The 19,522-nt window shown below is 41.0% G+C and carries 32 protein-coding genes and 1 riboswitch; of the genes, 1 reads left to right on the forward strand and 31 read right to left on the reverse strand.

Annotation, left to right across the window (positions count from 1 at the left end; all coding sequences use genetic code 11):
- Window positions 1-38: 38 nt before the first annotated feature.
- Window positions 39-164, reverse strand: a riboswitch (FMN riboswitch).
- 51 nt (window positions 165-215) lie between these two features.
- The 31 genes from DBT49_RS07630 to DBT49_RS07780 all read right to left on the reverse strand — a co-directional run bounded on the left by DBT49_RS07630 (window position 216) and on the right by DBT49_RS07780 (window position 17,976).
- Window positions 216-2,099 carry an acyltransferase family protein gene (locus tag DBT49_RS07630; RefSeq protein ID WP_070558386.1) on the reverse strand — a complete coding sequence of 628 codons (1,884 nt, stop codon included), beginning with the start codon at window positions 2,097-2,099 and terminating at the stop codon, window positions 216-218.
- A 210-nt stretch (window positions 2,100-2,309) separates the two neighbouring features.
- Window positions 2,310-2,690: a 50S ribosomal protein L17 gene (rplQ, locus tag DBT49_RS07635; protein WP_013669270.1), complete on the reverse strand. Its 381-nt coding sequence runs from the start codon at window positions 2,688-2,690 to the stop codon at window positions 2,310-2,312.
- 27 nt (window positions 2,691-2,717) lie between these two features.
- Window positions 2,718-3,662 (reverse strand): DNA-directed RNA polymerase subunit alpha, encoded by a 945-nt coding sequence (locus DBT49_RS07640; RefSeq protein ID WP_070558384.1) that lies wholly within the window; start codon window positions 3,660-3,662, stop codon window positions 2,718-2,720.
- A gap of 76 nt (window positions 3,663-3,738) precedes the next feature.
- Complete coding sequence (gene rpsK / locus DBT49_RS07645; RefSeq protein WP_013669034.1) at window positions 3,739-4,134, reverse strand: 30S ribosomal protein S11; 396 nt, start codon at window positions 4,132-4,134, stop codon at window positions 3,739-3,741.
- Window positions 4,135-4,165: 31 nt separating this feature from the next.
- A complete protein-coding gene (gene rpsM / locus DBT49_RS07650; RefSeq protein ID WP_060778667.1) occupies window positions 4,166-4,531 on the reverse strand; it encodes a 30S ribosomal protein S13 in 366 nt (121 codons plus the stop codon).
- A gap of 25 nt (window positions 4,532-4,556) precedes the next feature.
- Window positions 4,557-4,670, reverse strand: coding sequence for a 50S ribosomal protein L36 (gene rpmJ, locus DBT49_RS07655; RefSeq protein WP_013669541.1), 114 nt, complete (start codon window positions 4,668-4,670; stop codon window positions 4,557-4,559).
- A 23-nt stretch (window positions 4,671-4,693) separates the two neighbouring features.
- Complete coding sequence (gene infA, locus DBT49_RS07660) at window positions 4,694-4,912, reverse strand: translation initiation factor IF-1 (protein WP_013669764.1); 219 nt, start codon at window positions 4,910-4,912, stop codon at window positions 4,694-4,696.
- A 99-nt stretch (window positions 4,913-5,011) separates the two neighbouring features.
- The gene (locus DBT49_RS07665; protein ID WP_070558382.1) at window positions 5,012-5,665 is read right to left on the reverse strand and encodes an adenylate kinase; all 654 of its coding nucleotides are present in this window, start codon (window positions 5,663-5,665) and stop codon (window positions 5,012-5,014) included.
- A gap of 20 nt (window positions 5,666-5,685) precedes the next feature.
- Window positions 5,686-6,984 carry a preprotein translocase subunit SecY gene (secY, locus tag DBT49_RS07670; RefSeq protein WP_060778669.1) on the reverse strand — a complete coding sequence of 433 codons (1,299 nt, stop codon included), beginning with the start codon at window positions 6,982-6,984 and terminating at the stop codon, window positions 5,686-5,688.
- Complete coding sequence (gene rplO, locus DBT49_RS07675) at window positions 6,984-7,424, reverse strand: 50S ribosomal protein L15 (protein WP_013669395.1); 441 nt, start codon at window positions 7,422-7,424, stop codon at window positions 6,984-6,986. The genes secY and rplO overlap by 1 nt, the downstream gene beginning before the upstream one ends.
- A 23-nt stretch (window positions 7,425-7,447) precedes the next feature.
- Entirely contained in the window at window positions 7,448-7,630 is a 183-nt protein-coding gene (gene rpmD, locus DBT49_RS07680) for a 50S ribosomal protein L30 (protein ID WP_013669956.1), read from the reverse strand.
- A gap of 11 nt (window positions 7,631-7,641) precedes the next feature.
- Complete coding sequence (rpsE, locus tag DBT49_RS07685; protein ID WP_013668649.1) at window positions 7,642-8,148, reverse strand: 30S ribosomal protein S5; 507 nt, start codon at window positions 8,146-8,148, stop codon at window positions 7,642-7,644.
- A 20-nt stretch (window positions 8,149-8,168) separates the two neighbouring features.
- Entirely contained in the window at window positions 8,169-8,534 is a 366-nt protein-coding gene (rplR, locus tag DBT49_RS07690; RefSeq protein ID WP_013669422.1) for a 50S ribosomal protein L18, read from the reverse strand.
- A 42-nt stretch (window positions 8,535-8,576) separates the two neighbouring features.
- The gene (rplF, locus tag DBT49_RS07695) at window positions 8,577-9,116 is read right to left on the reverse strand and encodes a 50S ribosomal protein L6 (RefSeq protein WP_064292994.1); all 540 of its coding nucleotides are present in this window, start codon (window positions 9,114-9,116) and stop codon (window positions 8,577-8,579) included.
- 34 nt (window positions 9,117-9,150) lie between these two features.
- The gene (rpsH, locus tag DBT49_RS07700; RefSeq protein ID WP_060778671.1) at window positions 9,151-9,549 is read right to left on the reverse strand and encodes a 30S ribosomal protein S8; all 399 of its coding nucleotides are present in this window, start codon (window positions 9,547-9,549) and stop codon (window positions 9,151-9,153) included.
- A gap of 29 nt (window positions 9,550-9,578) precedes the next feature.
- Complete coding sequence (locus tag DBT49_RS07705; protein ID WP_041705886.1) at window positions 9,579-9,764, reverse strand: type Z 30S ribosomal protein S14; 186 nt, start codon at window positions 9,762-9,764, stop codon at window positions 9,579-9,581.
- A gap of 18 nt (window positions 9,765-9,782) precedes the next feature.
- Window positions 9,783-10,325, reverse strand: coding sequence for a 50S ribosomal protein L5 (rplE, locus tag DBT49_RS07710; RefSeq protein ID WP_013669078.1), 543 nt, complete (start codon window positions 10,323-10,325; stop codon window positions 9,783-9,785).
- Between the two features lie 25 nt (window positions 10,326-10,350).
- On the reverse strand, window positions 10,351-10,659 hold the full coding sequence (gene rplX / locus DBT49_RS07715) for a 50S ribosomal protein L24 (RefSeq protein ID WP_060778672.1): 309 nt from the start codon (window positions 10,657-10,659) through the stop codon (window positions 10,351-10,353).
- A 27-nt stretch (window positions 10,660-10,686) separates the two neighbouring features.
- On the reverse strand, window positions 10,687-11,055 hold the full coding sequence (gene rplN, locus DBT49_RS07720) for a 50S ribosomal protein L14 (RefSeq protein WP_013669368.1): 369 nt from the start codon (window positions 11,053-11,055) through the stop codon (window positions 10,687-10,689).
- 27 nt (window positions 11,056-11,082) lie between these two features.
- Window positions 11,083-11,349 carry a 30S ribosomal protein S17 gene (rpsQ, locus tag DBT49_RS07725; protein WP_013668808.1) on the reverse strand — a complete coding sequence of 89 codons (267 nt, stop codon included), beginning with the start codon at window positions 11,347-11,349 and terminating at the stop codon, window positions 11,083-11,085.
- 32 nt (window positions 11,350-11,381) lie between these two features.
- A complete protein-coding gene (gene rpmC, locus DBT49_RS07730; RefSeq protein WP_013670083.1) occupies window positions 11,382-11,576 on the reverse strand; it encodes a 50S ribosomal protein L29 in 195 nt (64 codons plus the stop codon).
- Window positions 11,569-11,997: a 50S ribosomal protein L16 gene (rplP, locus tag DBT49_RS07735; protein ID WP_013669835.1), complete on the reverse strand. Its 429-nt coding sequence runs from the start codon at window positions 11,995-11,997 to the stop codon at window positions 11,569-11,571. The genes rpmC and rplP overlap by 8 nt, the downstream gene beginning before the upstream one ends.
- Before the next feature lie 2 nt (window positions 11,998-11,999).
- On the reverse strand, window positions 12,000-12,650 hold the full coding sequence (gene rpsC, locus DBT49_RS07740) for a 30S ribosomal protein S3 (protein WP_070558380.1): 651 nt from the start codon (window positions 12,648-12,650) through the stop codon (window positions 12,000-12,002).
- Between the two features lie 3 nt (window positions 12,651-12,653).
- Window positions 12,654-13,010 carry a 50S ribosomal protein L22 gene (gene rplV / locus DBT49_RS07745; RefSeq protein ID WP_013669907.1) on the reverse strand — a complete coding sequence of 119 codons (357 nt, stop codon included), beginning with the start codon at window positions 13,008-13,010 and terminating at the stop codon, window positions 12,654-12,656.
- Between the two features lie 22 nt (window positions 13,011-13,032).
- Window positions 13,033-13,311, reverse strand: coding sequence for a 30S ribosomal protein S19 (gene rpsS, locus DBT49_RS07750; protein ID WP_013668682.1), 279 nt, complete (start codon window positions 13,309-13,311; stop codon window positions 13,033-13,035).
- 34 nt (window positions 13,312-13,345) lie between these two features.
- Window positions 13,346-14,182: a 50S ribosomal protein L2 gene (gene rplB, locus DBT49_RS07755; protein ID WP_013670129.1), complete on the reverse strand. Its 837-nt coding sequence runs from the start codon at window positions 14,180-14,182 to the stop codon at window positions 13,346-13,348.
- Window positions 14,183-14,193: 11 nt separating this feature from the next.
- On the reverse strand, window positions 14,194-14,496 hold the full coding sequence (gene rplW, locus DBT49_RS07760) for a 50S ribosomal protein L23 (RefSeq protein ID WP_060778673.1): 303 nt from the start codon (window positions 14,494-14,496) through the stop codon (window positions 14,194-14,196).
- Window positions 14,496-15,119 (reverse strand): 50S ribosomal protein L4, encoded by a 624-nt coding sequence (gene rplD / locus DBT49_RS07765; protein WP_060778674.1) that lies wholly within the window; start codon window positions 15,117-15,119, stop codon window positions 14,496-14,498. Before rplD ends, rplW begins: the two co-directional genes overlap by 1 nt.
- A gap of 22 nt (window positions 15,120-15,141) precedes the next feature.
- Window positions 15,142-15,777 carry a 50S ribosomal protein L3 gene (gene rplC / locus DBT49_RS07770; RefSeq protein WP_013669423.1) on the reverse strand — a complete coding sequence of 212 codons (636 nt, stop codon included), beginning with the start codon at window positions 15,775-15,777 and terminating at the stop codon, window positions 15,142-15,144.
- 45 nt (window positions 15,778-15,822) lie between these two features.
- Window positions 15,823-16,131: a 30S ribosomal protein S10 gene (gene rpsJ, locus DBT49_RS07775; protein WP_060778675.1), complete on the reverse strand. Its 309-nt coding sequence runs from the start codon at window positions 16,129-16,131 to the stop codon at window positions 15,823-15,825.
- A 429-nt stretch (window positions 16,132-16,560) separates the two neighbouring features.
- Window positions 16,561-17,976 carry a L,D-transpeptidase family protein gene (locus tag DBT49_RS07780; RefSeq protein WP_070558378.1) on the reverse strand — a complete coding sequence of 472 codons (1,416 nt, stop codon included), beginning with the start codon at window positions 17,974-17,976 and terminating at the stop codon, window positions 16,561-16,563.
- Between the two features lie 239 nt (window positions 17,977-18,215).
- Here DBT49_RS07780 and DBT49_RS07785 point away from each other — a divergent pair, with 239 nt between their 5' ends.
- Window positions 18,216-19,286 carry an IS30 family transposase gene (locus DBT49_RS07785; RefSeq protein ID WP_083300396.1) on the forward strand — a complete coding sequence of 357 codons (1,071 nt, stop codon included), beginning with the start codon at window positions 18,216-18,218 and terminating at the stop codon, window positions 19,284-19,286.
- Window positions 19,287-19,522 lie beyond the last annotated feature (236 nt).

Here is a 19,522-nt window from a genome sequence, read left to right on the forward strand (position 1 = left end):
CCTCCGTTCTAATTAACGGAGGGGCTATAGTTATCGTATTCACTCTTCTCCTATCAGACTTTACTGTCGGTACTAGAATTACACTAGTTCATTCCTATCAATCCCTTGATAGCTTGCGGACTTTTACCGCCGGTCGGGAAACGCTCCCTGCCCCGAAGATATCTGTAAATCTCTTATTAGTGTAACGGAAGTAGTGCTATATTTCAACTGATTTATCACTTATTATCTTCAATTAGTGCCCGTCCCACATAGTCTGTCCAAGCCTTGACCCCCGCTTTTGAGAAGTGGATGCCATCTTGGCTGAGCCAATCGGCTTGGGCATTTTGATCATAGTAACCAGACCAATCAATTAATTGACAATCCTTCCTGCTATCAGCGGTTGCCTTCAAAGCTTCGTTGACTTGTTGGCGCCAAGGCCGATTGACATGGGTATTGACCAGGTAAATCTTCTTGCCTTCAAAGCGTTTCAATAACTGGTTGATTTGTTGGGAAGTAAAGCCACCATTGGCTCCTAAGTCTACCACCACTTTATCCTGGATCTCATTATCGGCGCTAAAGCTATCGATTAGTTCACCCGCTTGGTAGACTTGGAGTCCCACCTTGGCACAGATATTTGACCGTGGGAAGAGGGCCGTAATCCCCTTAGAGACATCGATCGTTAAGGAGTCTCCTAGGAAGGTAAAACTAAGACCATTCGCCTGGTAGAGGACCTCATTGGAGAAATCACTCACGATGGCTTGTTGGTCTTGGCTGAGCGACTGCCGGTACTTTTCAATATCTTCGTCACTATCACTAGCAATGGTATGCTTTTCCCGGTTGGCCTTTTCAATGGCTTCACGGGCCTCCCGAGCTTCAGCTTCAGACTTGAGGACAACTTCTCCTTTTGGTGCTGTCACTAAGGCAAAGAGCGCAATTGCAATCACCAAGCTAAAGCCCCAAAAGAGAACTTTTTGATACCAGGGAGTCTCCTTAGCTCTCACCTGGCGAAAACCAGTAAACAAGCGTAGCGGCTCTCCTTTAGGCCGTAAATAAATCGGTATTGTCACTAAGCGCTGGTTAACTAGGGCGTCTAGGAGTAGACCAATCACAAAGATCGCTAAGACCTGTAACCACGGTTGCATGGTAAACCAGTTTTGTTGACTGGCATGGGCAGTAAAGACAATATAGATGGGATAATAGGTCAGATAGACGAAATAATTCTTCCGCCCGATAAAGGCCAAGGGCTTAAAGCGAAGAACCTTACCAATAAAGGACTGGTCTTGGACAATAGCCAAGATCAATAAGACTACCAGTAGGTCAAAGACCAACATGCCCCCGTAGTAAGTCCATATGGAAGAATCCGTCAAGAACTTCATCAAGACTGCTAATATACCAGCAGTCACTAGGGCAATTAAGTCTGGCGTCCAAGCGGTCTTAAGCAGCCGATCTGAGAAGCCTATGATTTCTTCCCCCATTAAGAAAGCGATACACCCTAATAAAAAGGAAAATAAGCGGCTATCGGTCCCATAGTAGGCCCGGCTGGGGTCTTGACCCGGAGTAAAGAGAAAAGCCATCCAGGCGACTGACATCAAGGCTAAGACGATCAAGAAATAAGTAAAATGCTGTTTAGTCATCCGCCGCCGCAGTAAGCCATAGATGAAATAAAAGACCACCAGCGACTGTAGGTAGACCCCCAAATACCAGAGATGGGTCAAAAGCGAGGGGTGGAGAAATTCAGCAAAATAGGAAGACCCGATGGCAATCTGATACCAGTTATTGACAAAGGCCAAGCTGGAAAAGACCACTGGGCGGATATTAGTTAACAGCTCAGGTTGAAAAAGGAGTAAAAGCGCTAGTAAGAGAATAATAAAAAAGACCAAGGGCCAAAACATCTTCCCTAAGCGCCTGAAAAACTGCCAACCTAGTCTGAAGGACTTGCCCTCCCTTAAGCGCCGTTCTAACTGACTGGTCACCAAATAACCCGATAGGATTAAGAATATATCCACCGCTAAAAAGCCACCCGGCAAGGAATTGGTGAAGAAATGATAGCAAATGATGGCAAGCATGGCAAAGAGCCTCAGGGTATCTAGCTGAGGTAAATATAGCCGTTCTTGGCGCATGGGGAAACCTCTTCTCTATGAATGTTCATTAACATTATTATTATAACAAATATTCTCTATCGAAAACTAAAAAAGCGCAAAAAAAAAAGACATATAAAATGTCTCAATAAAAAACAAACTTTTTCACCCCTAGACTTCTGCCTAGGGATGAAAGAGCTAGACTCGGAAAGAGACCAAAGTCTCCTTCCATCATCATAACACTCAAAAGTTTTATACTAATTCGATAATCGCCATTGGAGCGTTGTCGCCACGACGTGGTTCAGTTTTTAAAATACGAGTATAACCACCTTGACGGTCAGCGTAACGTTCACCTAAGTCATTGAATAACTTTTGAAGAACGGTTTCAATAACGATTTTTTCGTCTTCAACACGAACATCGCTCACTTCATTACGTAAGTAACTTGCTGCGCGACGACGAGAAGCGAGATCGCCTTTTTTACCTAAAGTGATCATTTTTTCAGCAGTTTTACGAATTTCTTTAGCGCGAGTTTCAGTCGTGGTAATGCGTTCGTTGATTAATAAGTCAGTAGTTAAATCACGTAATAAGGCTTTACGTTGGGAGCTACTACGACCTAATTTACGGTAACTCATTCTTAGTATTCCTCCTTCTTAAAGATATTAGTCATCATCTTTTAAAGATAAGTCTAATGCGTCGAGTTTGCCTTTGACTTCGTCTAATGATTTACGTCCTAGGTTACGGACCTTCATCATTTCTGCTTCAGTCTTTTGAGTAAGTTCTTCAACGGTGTTGATCCCTGCCCGTTTCAAGCAGTTATAGGAGCGTACCGATAAGTCTAATTCCTCAATGGTCATTTCGAGCATTTTTTCTTTTTGTGTTTCTTCTTTCTCAACCATGATTTCAGCTTCTTGAGCTTCATCAGTTAGGCTAACAAAGATTGCAAGATGTTCCGTTAAGACTTTAGCCGCTAAGCTTAAAGCTTCCTTAGGGGCAATCGTTCCATCCGTCCAAATATCGAAAGTCAATTTATCGTACTCATTGACTTCACCAATCCGAGTATTTTCTACTTGGTAGTTAACCTTCTTGATTGGTGTATAGATTGAATCGACCGGAATGACACCAATAGGCATGTCGTCCGTTTTGTTGTTTTCGGCACGAACAAAGCCACGTCCATTCTTAACATGCATCAGCATATGGATTTTGGCACCTTCAGCCAAAGAACAAATATGTAGATCTGGATTTAAAACATCGAAGTCCGCATCAGCAGTAATATCTGCAGCAGTTACTTCAGCTGGTCCAGTGATTTCAAGTTCAATGTCCTTTTCATCGACATCGTATAATTTAAGCGCAAGTTGCTTAATATTAAGAACAATTTGGGTAACGTCTTCACGTACTCCTGGAATAGTTGAAAATTCATGTAAAACATTTTCAATCTTTATCGATGTAACAGCTGTCCCTGGTAATGAGGATAAAAGTACACGACGAAGGGAATTACCTAAAGTCGTCCCATAACCTCTCTCTAGTGGTTCGACAGCGAATTTACCAAACTTATTATCTTCGCTGGTTTCAATGGTTTCGATATTTGGCTTTTCAATTTCGATCATCTAGTAGTTTACCCCTTTCAAAACGTGAAAACTTGCACCTTTAAGTAAGTCCAAATGCATCAATCGTTTTAAAACATTAAACACGACGACGTTTTGGAGGACGACAACCATTATGAGGAATAGGTGTTACATCACGAATTGCAGTAACTTCTAATCCTGCAGCTTGAAGTGCACGAATAGCAGATTCACGACCAGAGCCAGGACCTTTTACCGATACTTCTACGGTTTTCATCCCATGATCCATTGCTGTTTTAGCAGCTGTTTCTGAAGCTAATTGTGCAGCATATGGTGTTGATTTACGGGAACCTTTAAAGCCAAGAGCCCCTGCAGAAGACCAAGAAATTGCATTTCCTTGTTCATCAGTAATCATCACAATAGTATTGTTGAATGTTGAGTGGATATGTGCGACGCCTGACTCAACATGCTTCTTGACACGACGTTTACGTGATCCTTGACGTTTTGCTTTTGCCATCTGTATGCTAACCTCCTTTATTTTAAATTAATTATTTCTTCTTAGCGATTGCTAAGCCACGTTTACCTTTACGGGTACGTGCATTGTTTTTAGTGTTTTGTCCACGAACTGGTAAGCCACGACGGTGACGCATACCACGGTATGAACCAATTTCTTGTAAGCGCTTGATATCCATATTGATATCACGGCGTAAGTCACCTTCAACTTTGATCTTGTCCACTTCTTTACGTAGGCGGTCAAGTTCATCGTTAGTGAGGTCACGAACACGAGTATCTTCGGAAACATCACAAGCCTCACAAATCTTTTCAGCTGTGGCTTTACCAATACCGAAAATGTAGGTTAATGAGATAACAACGCGTTTATCTCTAGGAATATCTACTCCTGCAATACGTGCCATTTATCTGGTCCCTCCTATCTATTAATTAACCTTGACGTTGTTTATGTTTAGGGTTCGCACAAATAACCATCACACGGCCACTACGGCGAATTACCTTGCATTTTTCACAAATAGGTTTTACTGATGCTCTAACTTTCACTCTTTTACCTCCTTATACCACCATTACTTGAATCGGTAGGTAATACGTCCTTTACTTAAGTCATAAGGAGACATTTCTACCTTTACACGGTCGCCAGGTAAAATACGGATATAATTAACACGCATTTTTCCTGAAATATGCGCTAAAACTTCAAAGCCGTTTTCGAGCTCGACTTTGAACATTGCATTTGGTAACGATTCAGTAACAGTACCTTCAACTTCAATCATATCTTCTTTAGCCACAATATATCCTCCCAGTCTATCCAAGTAATAGCTTCAAACAGTAGGTGTATCTTTCGACTAACTCGAATATTTTACCACAACAAAGAATAGTTATCAAGTCTAATCTTCGATAACTTCAGAAATGCGGTTAAAGACATTCTCAATGCCAATGTCACCAGGAACCTTGTAGAGCTTGCCCTTAGCTTCATAGAATTCAACCAGAGGCGTGGTTTGTTTTAGGTTCACCTGGATACGATTTTCGACAACTTCAGCTTTGTCATCCTCACGTTGGTAGAAATCATGACTACCACAACGGTCACAGGTGTTTTCTTCTTTTGGTGGGTTAGAGTTAACATTATAAGTTGCCCCACACGAACGGCAAATGATTCTGCCGGTTAAACGTTGTTTTAACACATCAGGATCAACATCAATGTAAATGACTGCATCAATGGGTTGATCAATACTTGCCGTAATCTCTTCTAAAGCTTCAGCTTGGTTGATGGTTCTTGGGAAACCATCTAACATATAACCCTCATCGTCTTTGACTTGAGCTAAGCGGTCTTTGACAATGCCGTTGGTTACTTCATCAGGGACTAAAGAACCAGAATCCATGTAGGACTTGGCCTTCTTCCCTAATTCCGTACCGTCAGCCATAGCTTGGCGGAACATATCACCAGTAGAAATATGAGGAATTTTATAAGCTGCTTCAATACGTTCAGCTTGGGTCCCCTTACCTGCACCAGGTAGGCCCATCAAAATAATATTTCTTTTCATCTCTATGCACTCCCAATTTCCTATTCACGAATGAAACCAATATAACGATGTTTAATTAAACGTCCTTCAATTTGTTTATAGGTATCTAATGCGACTCCGACAACGATCAACAAGCTTGTCCCACTTAAAGCGACTCTTTGTGACATATCTAAGACATAAGATATCACTAAAGGCGCGGTTGCAATGGCCATTAAGAACAGTGCACCAAAGAAACTTAAACGATTGAGAACCGTTGAAATAAACTGTTCCGTCGCTAAACCAGGACGAACACTAGGAATGTAAGCTCCTGATTTTTGGAAGTTCTCAGCCACACGTTCTGGATTAATTTGAATATGGGCATAAAAGAAGGTGAACAGAATAATCGTCACCGCATATAGGGCAATTCCTAAAGGATCTTGTAATGAAAAGATCCGTGAGACGAGTTTAAACCATTCAGCCTCACCGTGAGAAGCTCTAAAGAAATTCAAGATCGTTTGCGGAACCATGATTAAGGAACTAGCAAAGATCACTGGAATAACGCCAGCTGAATTGATTTTCAATGGTAGGTGGGCACGTTGGTTAGCACTATTGGCCCGTTTAGAATAGCGCACCGGAATCCGGCGTTCAGCCTGGTTGATAAAGACCACAAAGGTAATGATAAGGATCATTATCAGGATAAAGGCCAGTGCCAATAAGCCGTTTTGAACCAAGGCGTTGCCTTCTGCTTTGAGAAGTTTGGAACTCACAAAAGCGACAATTTCTGTAGGGACGCGTGAAACGATCCCTGCAAAAATAATCAGTGAGGTTCCGTTACCTACACCATATTGGGTGATTTGCTCCCCAATCCAGGTAACAAACATGGATCCAGCTGTCATAATCAAGGCAATGAATAAGTAAGTTGTCGTACTTGGGTTTTGAATTAGGCCGAATTGGGCTAATGAGTTAAACCCTAGAGACAAAGCTAATGATTGAAAGAAAGCGATCGCTACTGCAAAGTAACGCGTCCATTTATTTAACTTCCGACGCCCTACCTCCCCTTGCTTGGACCACTCAGTGAATGATGGAACAATTTCCATCTGCAAGAGCTGGATAACAATCGAAGCAGTAATGTAGGGTGAAACACCTAAGGAGAAGATGGAGTAACTCGCTAAGGCTCCACCACCAAAGGTATTTAACAAGCCGAATAGGCCCGAATTTGCTAAAGTTGATACCGCTCCAGCATTAACAAAGGGAACGGTAATATGTGAGCCGATTCTAAAGACAATTAACATCCATAGAGTAAAGAAGATTCGACCTCTAATATTTTTGTCCTTGAAGGCTTGTTTCAAGGTGCTAAACATTAGATCACCTCGCAAACTCCCCCAGCGGCTTCAATAGCTTCTTTTGCAGACGCTGAGAATTTAGCAGCTTTTACTGTTAACTTACGTTCTAAGTTACCTTGTCCTAAAATTTTAACGCCAGCTTTTTCCTTCTTGATTAAACCTGCTTCAGCTAATTCATTGGCTGAAACTTCTGAGCCGTCTTCAAAAACATTTAAGTCTTCGATATTAACAATCGCATATTCCTTACGGTTAATGTTGGTGAAACCACGTTTAGGGATACGACGGTAAAGTGGAGTTTGTCCACCTTCGAAGCCTAGACGAGTCCGTCCACCGGAACGTGCTAATTGTCCTTTTTGACCACGGGTAGAGGTTTTACCCCAACCTGACCCTGATCCACGACCTACACGTTTGCGTGAATGACGAGATCCTTTTGCGGGTTGTAATTCATGTAATGCCATCTAGTCTGCACCTCCTTTAGATATTATTTTACGTCTTCAACAGAGACTAGGTGGGCTACTTTATTAATCATACCATTAATTGCTTCATCGCGTGTCTTAACAACACTGTAGCCAACATGTTTTAAACCTAGTGCTTTAACTGTTCTAATTTGATCTTCTTTGCGACCAATTAAACTTTTCTTTAAAGTAATTTTTACTTCTGACATGGTTTGTCCCCCTAACCTAATAGTTCTTGTACGGATTTACCACGTAATTGAGCAACTTCTTTAGGGTCTTTTAATTCAGCAAGACCTTGGATAGTTGCTTGAACCATATTAATTGGTGTATTGGATCCGAGAGATTTTGAAGTGATATCAGCAATACCGGCTAATTCAACAACGGCACGGATTGGACCACCAGCGGCAACCCCAGAACCGACTTTAGCAGGTTTAAGCATAACACGACCACCATTGAATTTACCAATGACTTCATGTGGAATAGTTGTACCAGCAAGTGGAACCGCGATCATGTTTTTCTTACCATTTTCAATCGCTTTATTAATTGCTGCAGGCACTTCAGAAGCTTTACCAGTACCAAAGCCAACGTGACCTTCACCGTCACCAACAACCACTAAGGCTGCAAAGCGCATACGGCGACCACCTTTAACAACTTTGGTTACTCGATTAATAGCAACAACGCGATCTTCAATTTTTTTGTCATCAATTTGAACGAAATCTTTTGCCATGTTTAGGTATCCTCCTTTGCTTAGAATTCTAATCCATTTTCACGAGCGGCTTCTGCTAAAGCTTTGACACGGCCGTGATATTGGTAACCCCCACGGTCAAAGACAACTGCAGTCACTCCTGCTTCTTTACCGCGTTCAGCAATGGCTTGGCCAACTGCTTGGGCATTTTCAGTTTTGCTTCCTTTATTTAATTCTGAATTGGCATCAGAGGCACTTGCAAGCGTAACACCCGCTACGTCATCAATTAATTGAGCGTAGATGTGTTTATTTGAGCGGTAAACGCTCAAGCGTGGGCACTCTGCTGTTCCAGAAAGATTACGACGAATACGTGCATGACGTTTTTGACGTAATGCATTTTTATCTGGTTTGCTAATCAATTTTGTCACCTCTTAATTGTTATTTTTATGAGATAAAGTACTGTAAGCTTATTACTTACCAGTTTTACCTTCTTTACGGATAATGTGTTCGCCAGCGTATTTAATCCCTTTACCCTTGTAAGGTTCTGGTTTACGTACTTGACGGATTTTCGCAGCTAATTCGCCAACTTTATCTTTGTCAACACCATTAATCTTGATTTCAGTATTGCTTGGAACTTCAAAGTCAATACCTTCTGGTGCTTCAAATTCTACTGGATGGGATAATCCCACTTGTAAGACAAGTTTTTTACCTTGTAATTGAGCACGGTAACCAACCCCGGATAGTTCCAATTGTTTAGAGAAACCTTCGTGGGTCCCTAATACCATGTTATAGAATAATGAACGAGACGTTCCATGCATAGAACGGGCTTCTTTTGATTGGTTAACTGGTTCAAAAGTATATTCATTTTCTTCGTTTTGAGCGATTTTAATCAATGGATTGAATTCGCGTGTTAATTCACCTTTAGGGCCTTTAACAGTAACAGTTGAACCGTCAACAGATACGGTTACGTCACTTGGTACGGCAACTGGTTTATAACCAATACGACTCATCTAGGCTGCACCTCTTTCTATAATGATTTCTCTCTTACCATACGTAGGCAAGAATTTCGCCACCAATGTTCTTTTGGCGTGCTTCTTTGTCAGTAACAACACCTTCAGATGTTGAAACAATGGCAATTCCTAAGCCGTTTAACACTTTAGGAATTTCATCACTTTTTGCGTAAACACGTAATCCTGGTTTAGAAATACGGCGTAAGTTTGTGATGATACGTTGGTTATCTGCACCGTATTTCATGAATACGCGGATAATCCCTTGTTTGTCGTCTTCTAAGACTTCATAGCCTTTGATATAGCCTTGTTCTTCTAAGATTTTTGCAATTGCTTCTTTCATTTTTGAAGCTGGAACTTCAACTGTTTCATGACGCACTAAGTTAGCGTTACGAATACGAGTTAGGAAGTCCGCAATTGGATCTGTCATGACCATCTAAGTACACCCTCCTTTATATTACTTGATTACCAACTAGCCTTCTTGACCCCTGGAAGTTGTCCTTTATGGGCAAGTTCACGAAGACAAATACGGCATAATTTAAACTTACGGTAAACAGAGTGGGGTCTGCCACAGCGTTCACAACGTGTGTAAGCCTGTGTTGAATACTTAGGTTTACGTTTATTCTTTTCGATCATTGCTTTTTTAGCCAAACCGTTCGCCTCCTTGTACTATTTTTGGAATGGCATTCCTAATTGTGCCAATAATTCTCTTGATTCTTCATCAGATTCTGCGGTAGTTACGATAACAACGTCTAACCCACGAACTTTATCAACTTCATCAAAGTCAATTTCTGGGAAGATTAATTGTTCACGAATACCCAAGGTGTAGTTACCACGTCCATCAAAGGAACGTTTACTAATTCCGCGGAAGTCACGAACACGAGGAAGTGAAACATTAATTAACTTGTCTAAGAAGTCATACATACGTTCACCACGTAAGGTAACTTTGGTACCAATAGGCATACCTTCACGTAAGCGGAAACCAGCGATTGATTTCTTCGCTTTGGTGATAATTGGTTTTTGACCAGAGATCTTGGTTAATTCTTCAACTGCATTTTCAAGATTTTTTGAGTTGGAGACAGCGTCGCCGACACCCATATTTAAAACAATCTTGTCAACTTTTGGCACTTGCATTGGAGAAGTATAGTTAAACTTTTCAATTAAAGCGTTCTTTACTTCGTTATTGTATTTTTCTTTTAAATGATTAGCCATAATCTGTTAGTTCCTCCTTCCTTGATTAATCTAAGGCTTTGCCAGATTTTTTAGCCACACGAACACGTTTGCCGTCACGTTCTTCAATGGCAACGCGGGTCTTTTCGTTGGTTTCTGGATCAATTAATTGGACATTTGATACATGAATCGCAGCTTCTTCTTCGATGATGCCGCCTTGTGGATTTGCTTGGGATGGACGTTGGTGTTTCTTCACTAAGTTTGCGCCTTCAACGAGCACGCGATCTTTCTTAGGGAAAGTTTTTAAAACTGTTCCTTGAACGCCTTTGTCTTTACCAGCAATAATTTCTACTTTATCACCTGTTTTAATACGCATCTTTTGGACACCTCTCTTTCAATATGATTAAAGTACTTCTGGAGCGAGTGAAATAATACGCATATAGTTGTTTTCACGTAATTCACGAGCTACTGGTCCAAAGATACGAGTTCCACGTGGTGTTTTGTCATCACGAATAATTACACAGGCATTTTCATCGAATTTGATGTATGAACCATCAGCACGACGTGTTCCACTCTTTGAGCGAACAATAACAGCTTTTACCACATCACCTTTTTTAACAACGCCACCGGGTGTAGCTTGTTTTACTGTACATACAATAACGTCACCGATGTTAGCTGTTTTACGACCTGAACCACCTAAAACGCTGACACATAGGACTTCACGTGCTCCTGAGTTATCAGCAACTTTCAAGCGACTTTCTGTTTGAATCATCTTCTAGTATCCTCCTTCCAGTTAGCGTTAAATAATAACTGATTTTTCAACAATTTCAACTAGACGGAAATATTTATCCTTAGATAGTGGACGGGTTTCCATAATTTTAACGGTGTCGCCTACTTTTGCTGAATTCTTTTCATCATGTACTTTATATTTCTTGGAATACGAAATACGTTTTTTGTATGTTGGATGGAATTTAAATGTGTCTACTTGGACAACGATCGTCTTATCCATTTTGTCGGAAACAACGCGTCCTTGTAGAACTTTACGGTGATTACGTTTTTCTGCCATTTCTTTAATATCCTCCTTTACTGATTAACGTTTTACGCGAGTTCTTGTTGACGCAATGCTGTTTTAATACGAGCAATTTGTTTACGAACTTGTTTAATACGCGCAGTATTTTCTAATTGACCGGTTGCCAATTGGAATCGTAAATTGAATAACTCTTGTTTGTATTCTTGTTCCTTTGCGTTTAATTCAGCCACGGAAAGATCTTTTAATTCAGAAAATTTATTCATTCGATTCACCACCTACATCACGTTTGACAATCTTACAACGAATTGGTAATTTGTGGGCGGCAAGACGTAGCGCTTCACGAGCAACTTCTTCAGGCACCCCTGCAATTTCAAATAAAATTTTTCCGCGTTTAACAGGAGCTACCCAGCCTTCTGGAGCACCTTTACCGGAACCCATACGAACACCAATGGCTTTGGCGGAGTATGGTTTGTGAGGGAAGATTTTAATCCATACTTTCCCTCCACGTTTCATATAACGTGTCATCGCGATACGGGCTGCTTCGATTTGGCGGTTGGTGATCCATTTAGAATCTAATGCTTGTAAGCCATATTCACCATAGGCGATTTCTTTACCGCCTTTAGCTTCTCCACGCATTTTTCCGCGGAACTCACGTCTATGTTTAACACGTTTAGGTACTAACACGATTATTCCTCCTCTTGATTATTAGTTGTTGGAAGAACTTCTCCACGGCAAATCCAAACTTTAACACCAATTTTACCATAGGTGGTGTCTGCTTCTACCCAGGCATAATCAATATCAGCACGTAGGGTATGTAGTGGAACAGTTCCTTCGTCTAATGCTTCGGTACGAGCCATATCAGCACCGTTTAAACGGCCAGATACTTGGACTTTGATACCTTGAGCGCCTGCTTTCATGGTGCGTTGAATGGCTTGTTTCATTGCACGACGGAAAGCGATACGGTTTTCTAATTGTTGAGCGATATTTTCGCCGACTAATTCTGCACTTAAGTCAGGTTGTTTAACTTCGATAACGTTGATGTGCACGCGTTTACCGGTTAATTGGTTAAGGTCTTTACGGAGTTTTTCAACTTCACTACCACCTTTACCGATTACCATACCTGGTTTTGCGGTATGCACATTGATGTTTACCTTGTTAGCTGCACGTTCAATTTCAACTTGTGAGATTGAAGCATCTTTTAGCGCGTCTTCAATATAACCACGGACAGCTAAGTCTTCATGTAACGTGTTGGCATAATCTTTTTCTTCAAACCAGCGTGCATCCCAGTCTTTAATGACCCCGATACGTAAACCGGTTGGATTAATTTTTTGACCCACTAATTACTCCTCCTCTGCTTCTTTTACCACAACGGTAATGTGGCTGGTGCGTTTATTGATACGTGAAGCTGCGCCTTTAGCACGTGGACGGAACCGTTTCATGGTTGGTCCTTCGTTCACATAGGCTTCACTGACATATAATTTAGTTACATCTAAGTCTGAATTGTGTTCTGCGTTAGCAACAGCTGACATTAACACCTTTTCAATCACAGGACTAGCTGCACGAGGGGTGTTTTTTAGAATAGCGATTGCTTCGCCAACGCTCTTGTTGCGAATTAAGTCAATTACTAAGCGCGCTTTACGGGCTGGAATTCTAACTGTTTTCGCAGTAGCTTTTGCAGATAAAACTTGTTCTGCCATTATTTATTTTCCTCCTCTCGCATTAACGACGTGTCTTCTTGTCGTCTGCAGCATGACCATGGTAAGTACGGGTAGGAACAAATTCACCTAATTTGTGTCCAACCATGTCTTCTTGAATATAAACTGGAACATGTTTACGTCCATCGTGAACAGCAATCGTTAAACCAATGAAGTTAGGAAAGATTGTTGAACGACGGGACCATGTTTTGATTACTTGTTTTTTATCGTTGTCTTGTTGTTCTTGAACCTTTTTCATTAAGTGTTCGTCACAAAAAGGTCCTTTTTTAATACTACGGCTCATTTACTCTGGCTCCTTTCGTCAAGATCTAGTTAGTTTAACGTTTCTTGCTACGGTGACGTACAATTAATTTATTGCTACGTGCGTTCTTATCACGAGTCTTAATACCACGAGCTGGTTTACCCCATGGGGTCATTTGAACCTTACGTCCGATTGGTGCACGACCTTCACCACCACCGTGTGGGTGATCGTTAGGGTTCATTACGGAACCACGAACAGTTGGGCGTTTACCTAACCAGCGACTACGTCCAGCTTTACCGCTGTTAATCAATTCGTGTTGTTCATTACCAACAGAACCAACAGTAGCCCGGCATGTACCTAAGATAAAACGTACTTCACCAGAGTTTAATTTTACTAGGACATATTTGTCTTCTTTACCTAAAACTTGAGCACTGGTACCAGCGGCACGAACTAATTGGCCACCCTTACCAGGTTTGGTTTCGATGTTGTGGATCACAGTACCAACTGGAATATTCTTAAGAGGTAAAGCATTACCTACTTTGATATCAGCGTCAGCACCAGATTGGATCCGGGTACCTACTTGTAAACCTTTAGGTGCGATGATGTAGGTTTTAACCCCGTCAGTATAATGGATTAATGCGATGTTAGCGGAACGGTTTGGATCGTATTCGATAGCTTTAACCACGCCTTCAACGTTATCTTTGTTACGTTTGAAGTCGATTAAACGGTAAGCTTGTTTGTGTCCACCACCATGGTGACGAACAGTGATACGACCTTGGTTGTTACGTCCAGCTCTTCTGGATTGTTTAGCTAATAAGCTTTTTTCAGGTGTTTTTTTGGTGATTTCGGAAAAATCGGAACCTGACATATTACGACGTCCGTTAGTTGTCGCTTTATAAACTTTAATCGCCACGTTAATTCCTCCTATTCTTCAGAATCTTCATCAGTTGTTGGGAAGATTTCAATTGATTGACCTTCAGCAACTTCGACAATGGCTTTGCGACGTTTGCGGGTATAACCTGCATAACGTCCCATACGTTTTAACTTGCCACGTACATTAAGGATGTTTACTTTAACAACTTTTACTTGGAAAAGTTCTTCAACAGCTTGTCTCACTTGAGTTTTGTTAGCGTCGGTAGCTACTTCAAAAGTGTACTTGTTGTCATCCATAGCTTCCATTGAAGCTTCAGTAATGATTGGGCGTAGAATAATATCTTGAGCACTCATTATGCAAGTACCTCCTCTACGTTAGAAAGAGCTGATTGAGTCATAAGCACTTTCACATGGTTTTCTAAGTCGTAAACGTTCACGTTATCTTCATCAACTACGGTAACATTGTTTAAGTTACGTGCAGATAAGTGGGCGTTAGTGTTGTCTTTATCAACTACCACTAAGACTTTTTCATTAACATTTAAGTTTTCGAGAATGTTTTTGAATTCTTTGGTCTTTGGTGCATCTAAGCTAAGTGCGTCAACAACCACTAAGTTGTCTTGGCTCACCTTACGTGATAATGCAGAACGTAAAGCTAAGCGACGTACCTTACGAGGTAACTTGTAGCTGTATGAACGTGGGGTAGGACCGAATGCGCGTCCACCACCAACCCATTGAGGAGCTCGGATAGAACCTTGACGAGCACGACCGGTTCCTTTTTGACGCCATGGTTTACGTCCACCACCACTAACAGCGGAACGGTTTTTCACTGAGTGGGTTCCTTGGCGACGGGAAGCGCGTTGCATCAAAATAACATCAAAGATTGCGGTTTCGTTTGGTTCAATAGCGAAGATGTCGTCTTTTACTTCGATTTCGCCGTTTTGTGAACCATCTTGTTTATATAAGTTGATTTTAGCCATTATTTTCTTCCTCCTTCCTCAATTATTCAGCTGATTTAGCAGCTGTCTTGATTTCAACAAGTGATTTCTTGGCACCTGGAACATTACCTTTCACTAAGATAACATTCTTGTCTGCCATCACTTTAACAATTTCTAAGTTTTGAATGGTTACAGTGTTGCCACCCATTTGTCCTGGTAAGTTTTTACCTTTGAAGACTTTGGAAGCATCTGAAGCCATACCCATTGATCCAGCAGCACGGTGGTAATGAGAACCGTGAGACATAGGACCACGTTGTTGACCATGACGTTTGATCGCGCCTTGGAAACCTTTACCTTTAGAGGTTCCAGTTACATCAACGATGTCGCCTTCTTGGAAAATATCCACCTTTACTTCGCTACCTACTTCGTATTCTCCTAGCTCAACATCTTTGAATTCGCGAATGAAGCGCTTAGGAGTAGTTTCTGCTTTTGCTACATGACCTTGTTCAGGTTTATTGGCAAGAACTTCACGTTTGTCGTCGAAACCTAATTGAACAGCTTCGTAACCATCGTTTTCCAAAGTTTTCACTTGTAAAACAACATTAGCTTGAGCTTCGATAACAGTAACTGGTACTAATTCGCCAGATTCAGTGAAGAACTGAGTCATACCTACTTTTTTACCTAAGATTCCTTTAGTCATGATTACACCTCCATAAAATTATTTTTTTAAAATTGGTTAACTAAATTAAAGTTTGATTTCGATGTCCACACCACTTGGTAAGTCGAGTTTCATTAAAGCGTCGACTGTCTTAGGTGTTGGGTTAACAATATCCACTAGGCGTTTGTGTGTACGCATTTCGAATTGTTCCCGTGAGTCTTTGTACTTGTGAGTTGCACGGATCACGGTGAAGATTGAGCGTTCAGTTGGTAGTGGGATTGGCCCTGCTACTTGTGCTCCTGTACGTTTAGCGGTTTCTACAATTTTTTGTGCGGATTGGTCTAACGCACGATGTTCATAAGCCTTTAAGCGGATACGAATTTTTTGTTTTGCCATTATATTTCCTCCTCGTCATAATTCTACGATTGACTAGCTCCATATGAAAGACCGGCTCCACCCTCTTGGCAAAGCTCCCGGGTGTGTCGCAACCTCATACTTCAAAGCTTGGGCTGTTTTGAATCCAGGGCATAGTAACCCCTGGAATTTACAGCACTCTTACAATTATACAGACATGTTGATGTGATATCAAGGGTTTTCGCTTACTTTTTTTAAAAAATCGCCAAAAATATTCATAAGGTCCCCTTTGTCTCCAAGCCTTCCCCCGTAGCTATAAGCATGAGTTAAATGGTCTAAGTGCCCACTGTATTGGTTGGGGAGCTTTCACTTAGATAGACAAAAAGAAACCGAGGCTTTCTATCTAATAAGACTCGGTTTCTCTTCTATTATATATATGTTCATTTTCGATGCTATTGAATGCCCTGATTATTAATGAAGGGATTCTTCATTAAAGATAACAACTGGCATGCCCACATAGGATTTAGCAAAGATGGTAGGCATGACATTGATTGAGGTATTGACACAGCCATAGGACCCTGCCATGTTGCGGTAGAGTTGCCCACCAAAGGCTGGTTGCCACTTAGCATCATGGATGCCTTCCGCATGGTAGTCAAAGGCCATCCAATAATCCACTGGTTGCTCGTAAGGGATTCCAGTGATTGGTGAATTGGCTCTTAGGATACTTGGTGACTCCATATTCCAAATTTCATTGGCACCCGGAATCGTTGGTGACTTGTCTTGGCCAGTAATCACATCGGTTTCCAGACTCAATTGTCCATTTTCATAGAGGAATAGTTTTTGGTTAGGGATATCAACTTCAATATAAGTATCCCCAAAGAAATTATCTACCTTATAGCCTTGGCCGGCAATACTTGGTTCAAAACTCTTATCCTCACCGGCTAAGACCGCTTGGGCCACTTCTTCTACAGCCCGGTCACGGTCAATATACCAGCCATAAATTCCAGGGAAAATGGTCACTGTCCCTGACATGGTCGACTTAAACTCATGTGGGTTTAATAAGCCCGACACTTTTTGGTTTAACTCTTGTAAGTAGTCAGAAATCTTAGAGCGGTTAACATCTAGAGAAGAATCTGCTTGAACAATCAGCCAGCTTTGAATGGTAGCGGGGTCAATCGGATAGTCTTTATCTTCGATATTAAGGGCTAGCTTCATCGAAGAAATCTTATTGAATTGCTCCATCTGCTTTTGTATTTCGGGATCATCGGACTTCACTTGAGGCTCTAAGTAAGCATCCTCCAACTTCACCTGATCTTGACCTTGGTCGATGGCTGTTTGAATCAATTGCCCTAATTTTTCCTTTGAAACTTGGTTTCCATTGCTTTCTTTTTTGATGCTTAATTGGTTATTGGCCTGGTCCACTACCACTTGGGCATTAGTGGGGGCTTGGCGCTCAGCATTATTAATCGCTAAGTCATTAACCAACCCTTTAAGAGCAGCTTCATTATCCTTACTTTCTTCAACTGCTAGGACGCCATGGTCTTGATTAAACCAAGCTAAAGGCCAAGTCCAAGCATTTTGTTGGGCTAAGACCTGTTCTAAGGAAGAACTGATATTAAATTGAATCCCAAGATCTTGGGGTTTGACTTCCTTAATCACTTGGTCTTTTTCCGTGACCTTAACCCCTAAGTTGGATAACTTGTCTTTGAGGCGACTTTCTGCCTCTTCCGGGCTTTGGTGGCTAATATCTGTTGCAGCCATCACCGTTTCTGGCAGGAAGTGTCCTTGATAATAGTAGCTCCCTCCTAAATAGACCAGTGCTAAGACACTGATCACCGTTACCAGAGCAATTAAAAAGCCCTTTTTTCCATTATGCTTACTAGCCATATCTTTTCCTCCCCGACAAGTTGCTTTCGTTTTCCACTAACAATTTGTCTTAATTTAGTAAATAACTATTAATAAAATACCGACAATTACCTGTTTTGTAAACCATTTAGTTCTAAAATTATTTTTAAAATAAAAAAAGGTAAGTTGTAAAATGAAGTGCATAAAAAAGGACGACACAAAAACAGTGAGGCTCTATACTTAAAAGCGTCTAAACCCAAGTAAAGGAGCACTCACTGGCTATGAAACATTCTAACACGAAACCAAGATCATATGCACACCTTTCTGCAGAAAAACGCGGAATCATTCAAGCAATGCACCGTGAAGGAAATAAACAGAAAGAGATTGCTAACGCCATCGGCGTTAATCAAAGCACCATATCTCGTGAATTAAAACGTGGAAAAACGCGTCAAATGACCTACGATCATCAATATGTTGATGTCTATTTAGCAGAGACTGGCTCGCGTGTTTATAAAGAAAATCGGTTAAATTCAAAGGCCAGAGGCGCTTTGTTCGGAAAGTCTACTTTCATAAAAGCCTTTGAAGAAGCCTTGCTTACGCCTAAAAAAGATCGTGTTTTCAGTGTTGATACGTTCATTCATAAGTATCGTAGAGAGCATCCTTTAGAAATCGTTCCTTGCACCAAAACCATGTATAAATATATCAACCTTGGTTTATTAAGAGTGAAAAATATTGATCTTCCTATGAAAACACGGATTCGCCCGAGAAAGCAATCAAGTGAGCCACGTGGGATAAATAAAAAGTTATTCGGAAAGAGTATTGATCAACGATGTCCAGACGTTCTTTTTAGAGAGGAATTTGGCCATTGGGAGCTTGACCTCGTGATAGGAAAAAAGACTAAGGGAGAGCCATGTATTATTACTCTAGTTGAGAGGAAAACGAGAAAACTTCTCACCAAGAAGACCTGGAGGTGGGATGCAGGCTCTATTGTGAAATCGATTAAAAAGATGATTCTCAAAGAGGGGCAAGCCTGTTTTAAAACCTTAACGACCGATAACGGTAGTGAATTTTCTAAACTATCTCATCTTGAATATGCTCTGAAGAATTTGGAAGTCTTTTTCGCTCATGCCTATTCTGCTTGGGAAAAAGGCAGTAATGAGAGACATAATCGCATGTTAAGAGAATACTTGCCCAAAGGGACAAGTTTTAAAAAGCTGACGTACCAGGAATTAGCACACTACACGAATACCATAAACAATCGCTTTAGAAAGATCTTAGATTATCAAACTCCCAATGATTGTTATAACATGGAAGTTGCGAAACTTCAGGAAACCCTTAGAGAAGCAGGCTAAAATGCTTAATAAAGCATAGAGATTCAGGCTGGGCCAGTCAAGGTCCGCTACGCTCTCTACCTTGACAACCCCAGCCTGAACCTCTAAATAATAATCAAGCACTTTAAGCCTAAGAAAATGGACCAAGAATTATTGACTTTATCAGCTTTTTAGCTATTTTGCATGAAACTGGGATTTTTGAATTTAAATATGCATTTGATATTGCAATTTACATAAAATAAAAAAAGAGCTCGGAT

The sequence above is a fragment of the Aerococcus mictus genome (assembly GCF_003286595.3).
GTDB lineage: Bacteria > Bacillota > Bacilli > Lactobacillales > Aerococcaceae > Aerococcus > Aerococcus mictus.

Bases quoted from the DNA above. Each gene is read 5' to 3' on its own strand.
- DBT49_RS07665 (WP_070558382.1), bottom strand. From the start codon at position 5,665: ATGAAAAGAAATATTATTTTGATGGGCCTACCTGGTGCAGGTAAGGGG.
- rplO (WP_013669395.1), bottom strand. From the start codon at position 7,424: ATGGCATTACATGAATTACAACCCGCAAAAGGATCTCGTCATTCACGC.
- secY (WP_060778669.1), bottom strand. From the start codon at position 6,984: ATGTTTAGCACCTTGAAACAAGCCTTCAAGGACAAAAATATTAGAGGT.
- rpsE (WP_013668649.1), bottom strand. From the start codon at position 8,148: ATGGCAAAAGATTTCGTTCAAATTGATGACAAAAAAATTGAAGATCGC.
- rpsH (WP_060778671.1), bottom strand. From the start codon at position 9,549: ATGGTCATGACAGATCCAATTGCGGACTTCCTAACTCGTATTCGTAAC.
- rpmD (WP_013669956.1), bottom strand. From the start codon at position 7,630: ATGTCAGAAGTAAAAATTACTTTAAAGAAAAGTTTAATTGGTCGCAAA.
- rpsM (WP_060778667.1), bottom strand. From the start codon at position 4,531: ATGGCACGTATTGCAGGAGTAGATATTCCTAGAGATAAACGCGTTGTT.
- rplV (WP_013669907.1), bottom strand. From the start codon at position 13,010: ATGGCAGAACAAGTTTTATCTGCAAAAGCTACTGCGAAAACAGTTAGA.
- rplC (WP_013669423.1), bottom strand. From the start codon at position 15,777: ATGACTAAAGGAATCTTAGGTAAAAAAGTAGGTATGACTCAGTTCTTC.
- DBT49_RS07780 (WP_070558378.1), bottom strand. From the start codon at position 17,976: ATGGCTAGTAAGCATAATGGAAAAAAGGGCTTTTTAATTGCTCTGGTA.
- rpmC (WP_013670083.1), bottom strand. From the start codon at position 11,576: ATGAATAAATTTTCTGAATTAAAAGATCTTTCCGTGGCTGAATTAAAC.
- rplE (WP_013669078.1), bottom strand. From the start codon at position 10,325: ATGGCTAATCATTTAAAAGAAAAATACAATAACGAAGTAAAGAACGCT.
- DBT49_RS07630 (WP_070558386.1), bottom strand. From the start codon at position 2,099: ATGCGCCAAGAACGGCTATATTTACCTCAGCTAGATACCCTGAGGCTC.
- rplW (WP_060778673.1), bottom strand. From the start codon at position 14,496: ATGAGTGCTCAAGATATTATTCTACGCCCAATCATTACTGAAGCTTCA.
- rpsS (WP_013668682.1), bottom strand. From the start codon at position 13,311: ATGAGCCGTAGTATTAAAAAAGGACCTTTTTGTGACGAACACTTAATG.
- DBT49_RS07785 (WP_083300396.1), top strand. From the start codon at position 18,216: ATGAAACATTCTAACACGAAACCAAGATCATATGCACACCTTTCTGCA.
- rplX (WP_060778672.1), bottom strand. From the start codon at position 10,659: ATGCGTATTAAAACAGGTGATAAAGTAGAAATTATTGCTGGTAAAGAC.
- DBT49_RS07640 (WP_070558384.1), bottom strand. From the start codon at position 3,662: ATGATCGAAATTGAAAAGCCAAATATCGAAACCATTGAAACCAGCGAA.
- rpsQ (WP_013668808.1), bottom strand. From the start codon at position 11,349: ATGGCAGAAAAACGTAATCACCGTAAAGTTCTACAAGGACGCGTTGTT.
- rpsJ (WP_060778675.1), bottom strand. From the start codon at position 16,131: ATGGCAAAACAAAAAATTCGTATCCGCTTAAAGGCTTATGAACATCGT.
- rplD (WP_060778674.1), bottom strand. From the start codon at position 15,119: ATGGCTAAAATCAACTTATATAAACAAGATGGTTCACAAAACGGCGAA.
- rplQ (WP_013669270.1), bottom strand. From the start codon at position 2,690: ATGAGTTACCGTAAATTAGGTCGTAGTAGCTCCCAACGTAAAGCCTTA.
- rplF (WP_064292994.1), bottom strand. From the start codon at position 9,116: ATGAGTCGTATTGGTTATAAACCAGTTGCCGTACCAAGTGACGTAACC.
- rpsK (WP_013669034.1), bottom strand. From the start codon at position 4,134: ATGGCAAAAGCAAAACGTCAAGGATCACGTAAACGTCGTGTCAAGAAG.
- rplN (WP_013669368.1), bottom strand. From the start codon at position 11,055: ATGATTCAAACAGAAAGTCGCTTGAAAGTTGCTGATAACTCAGGAGCA.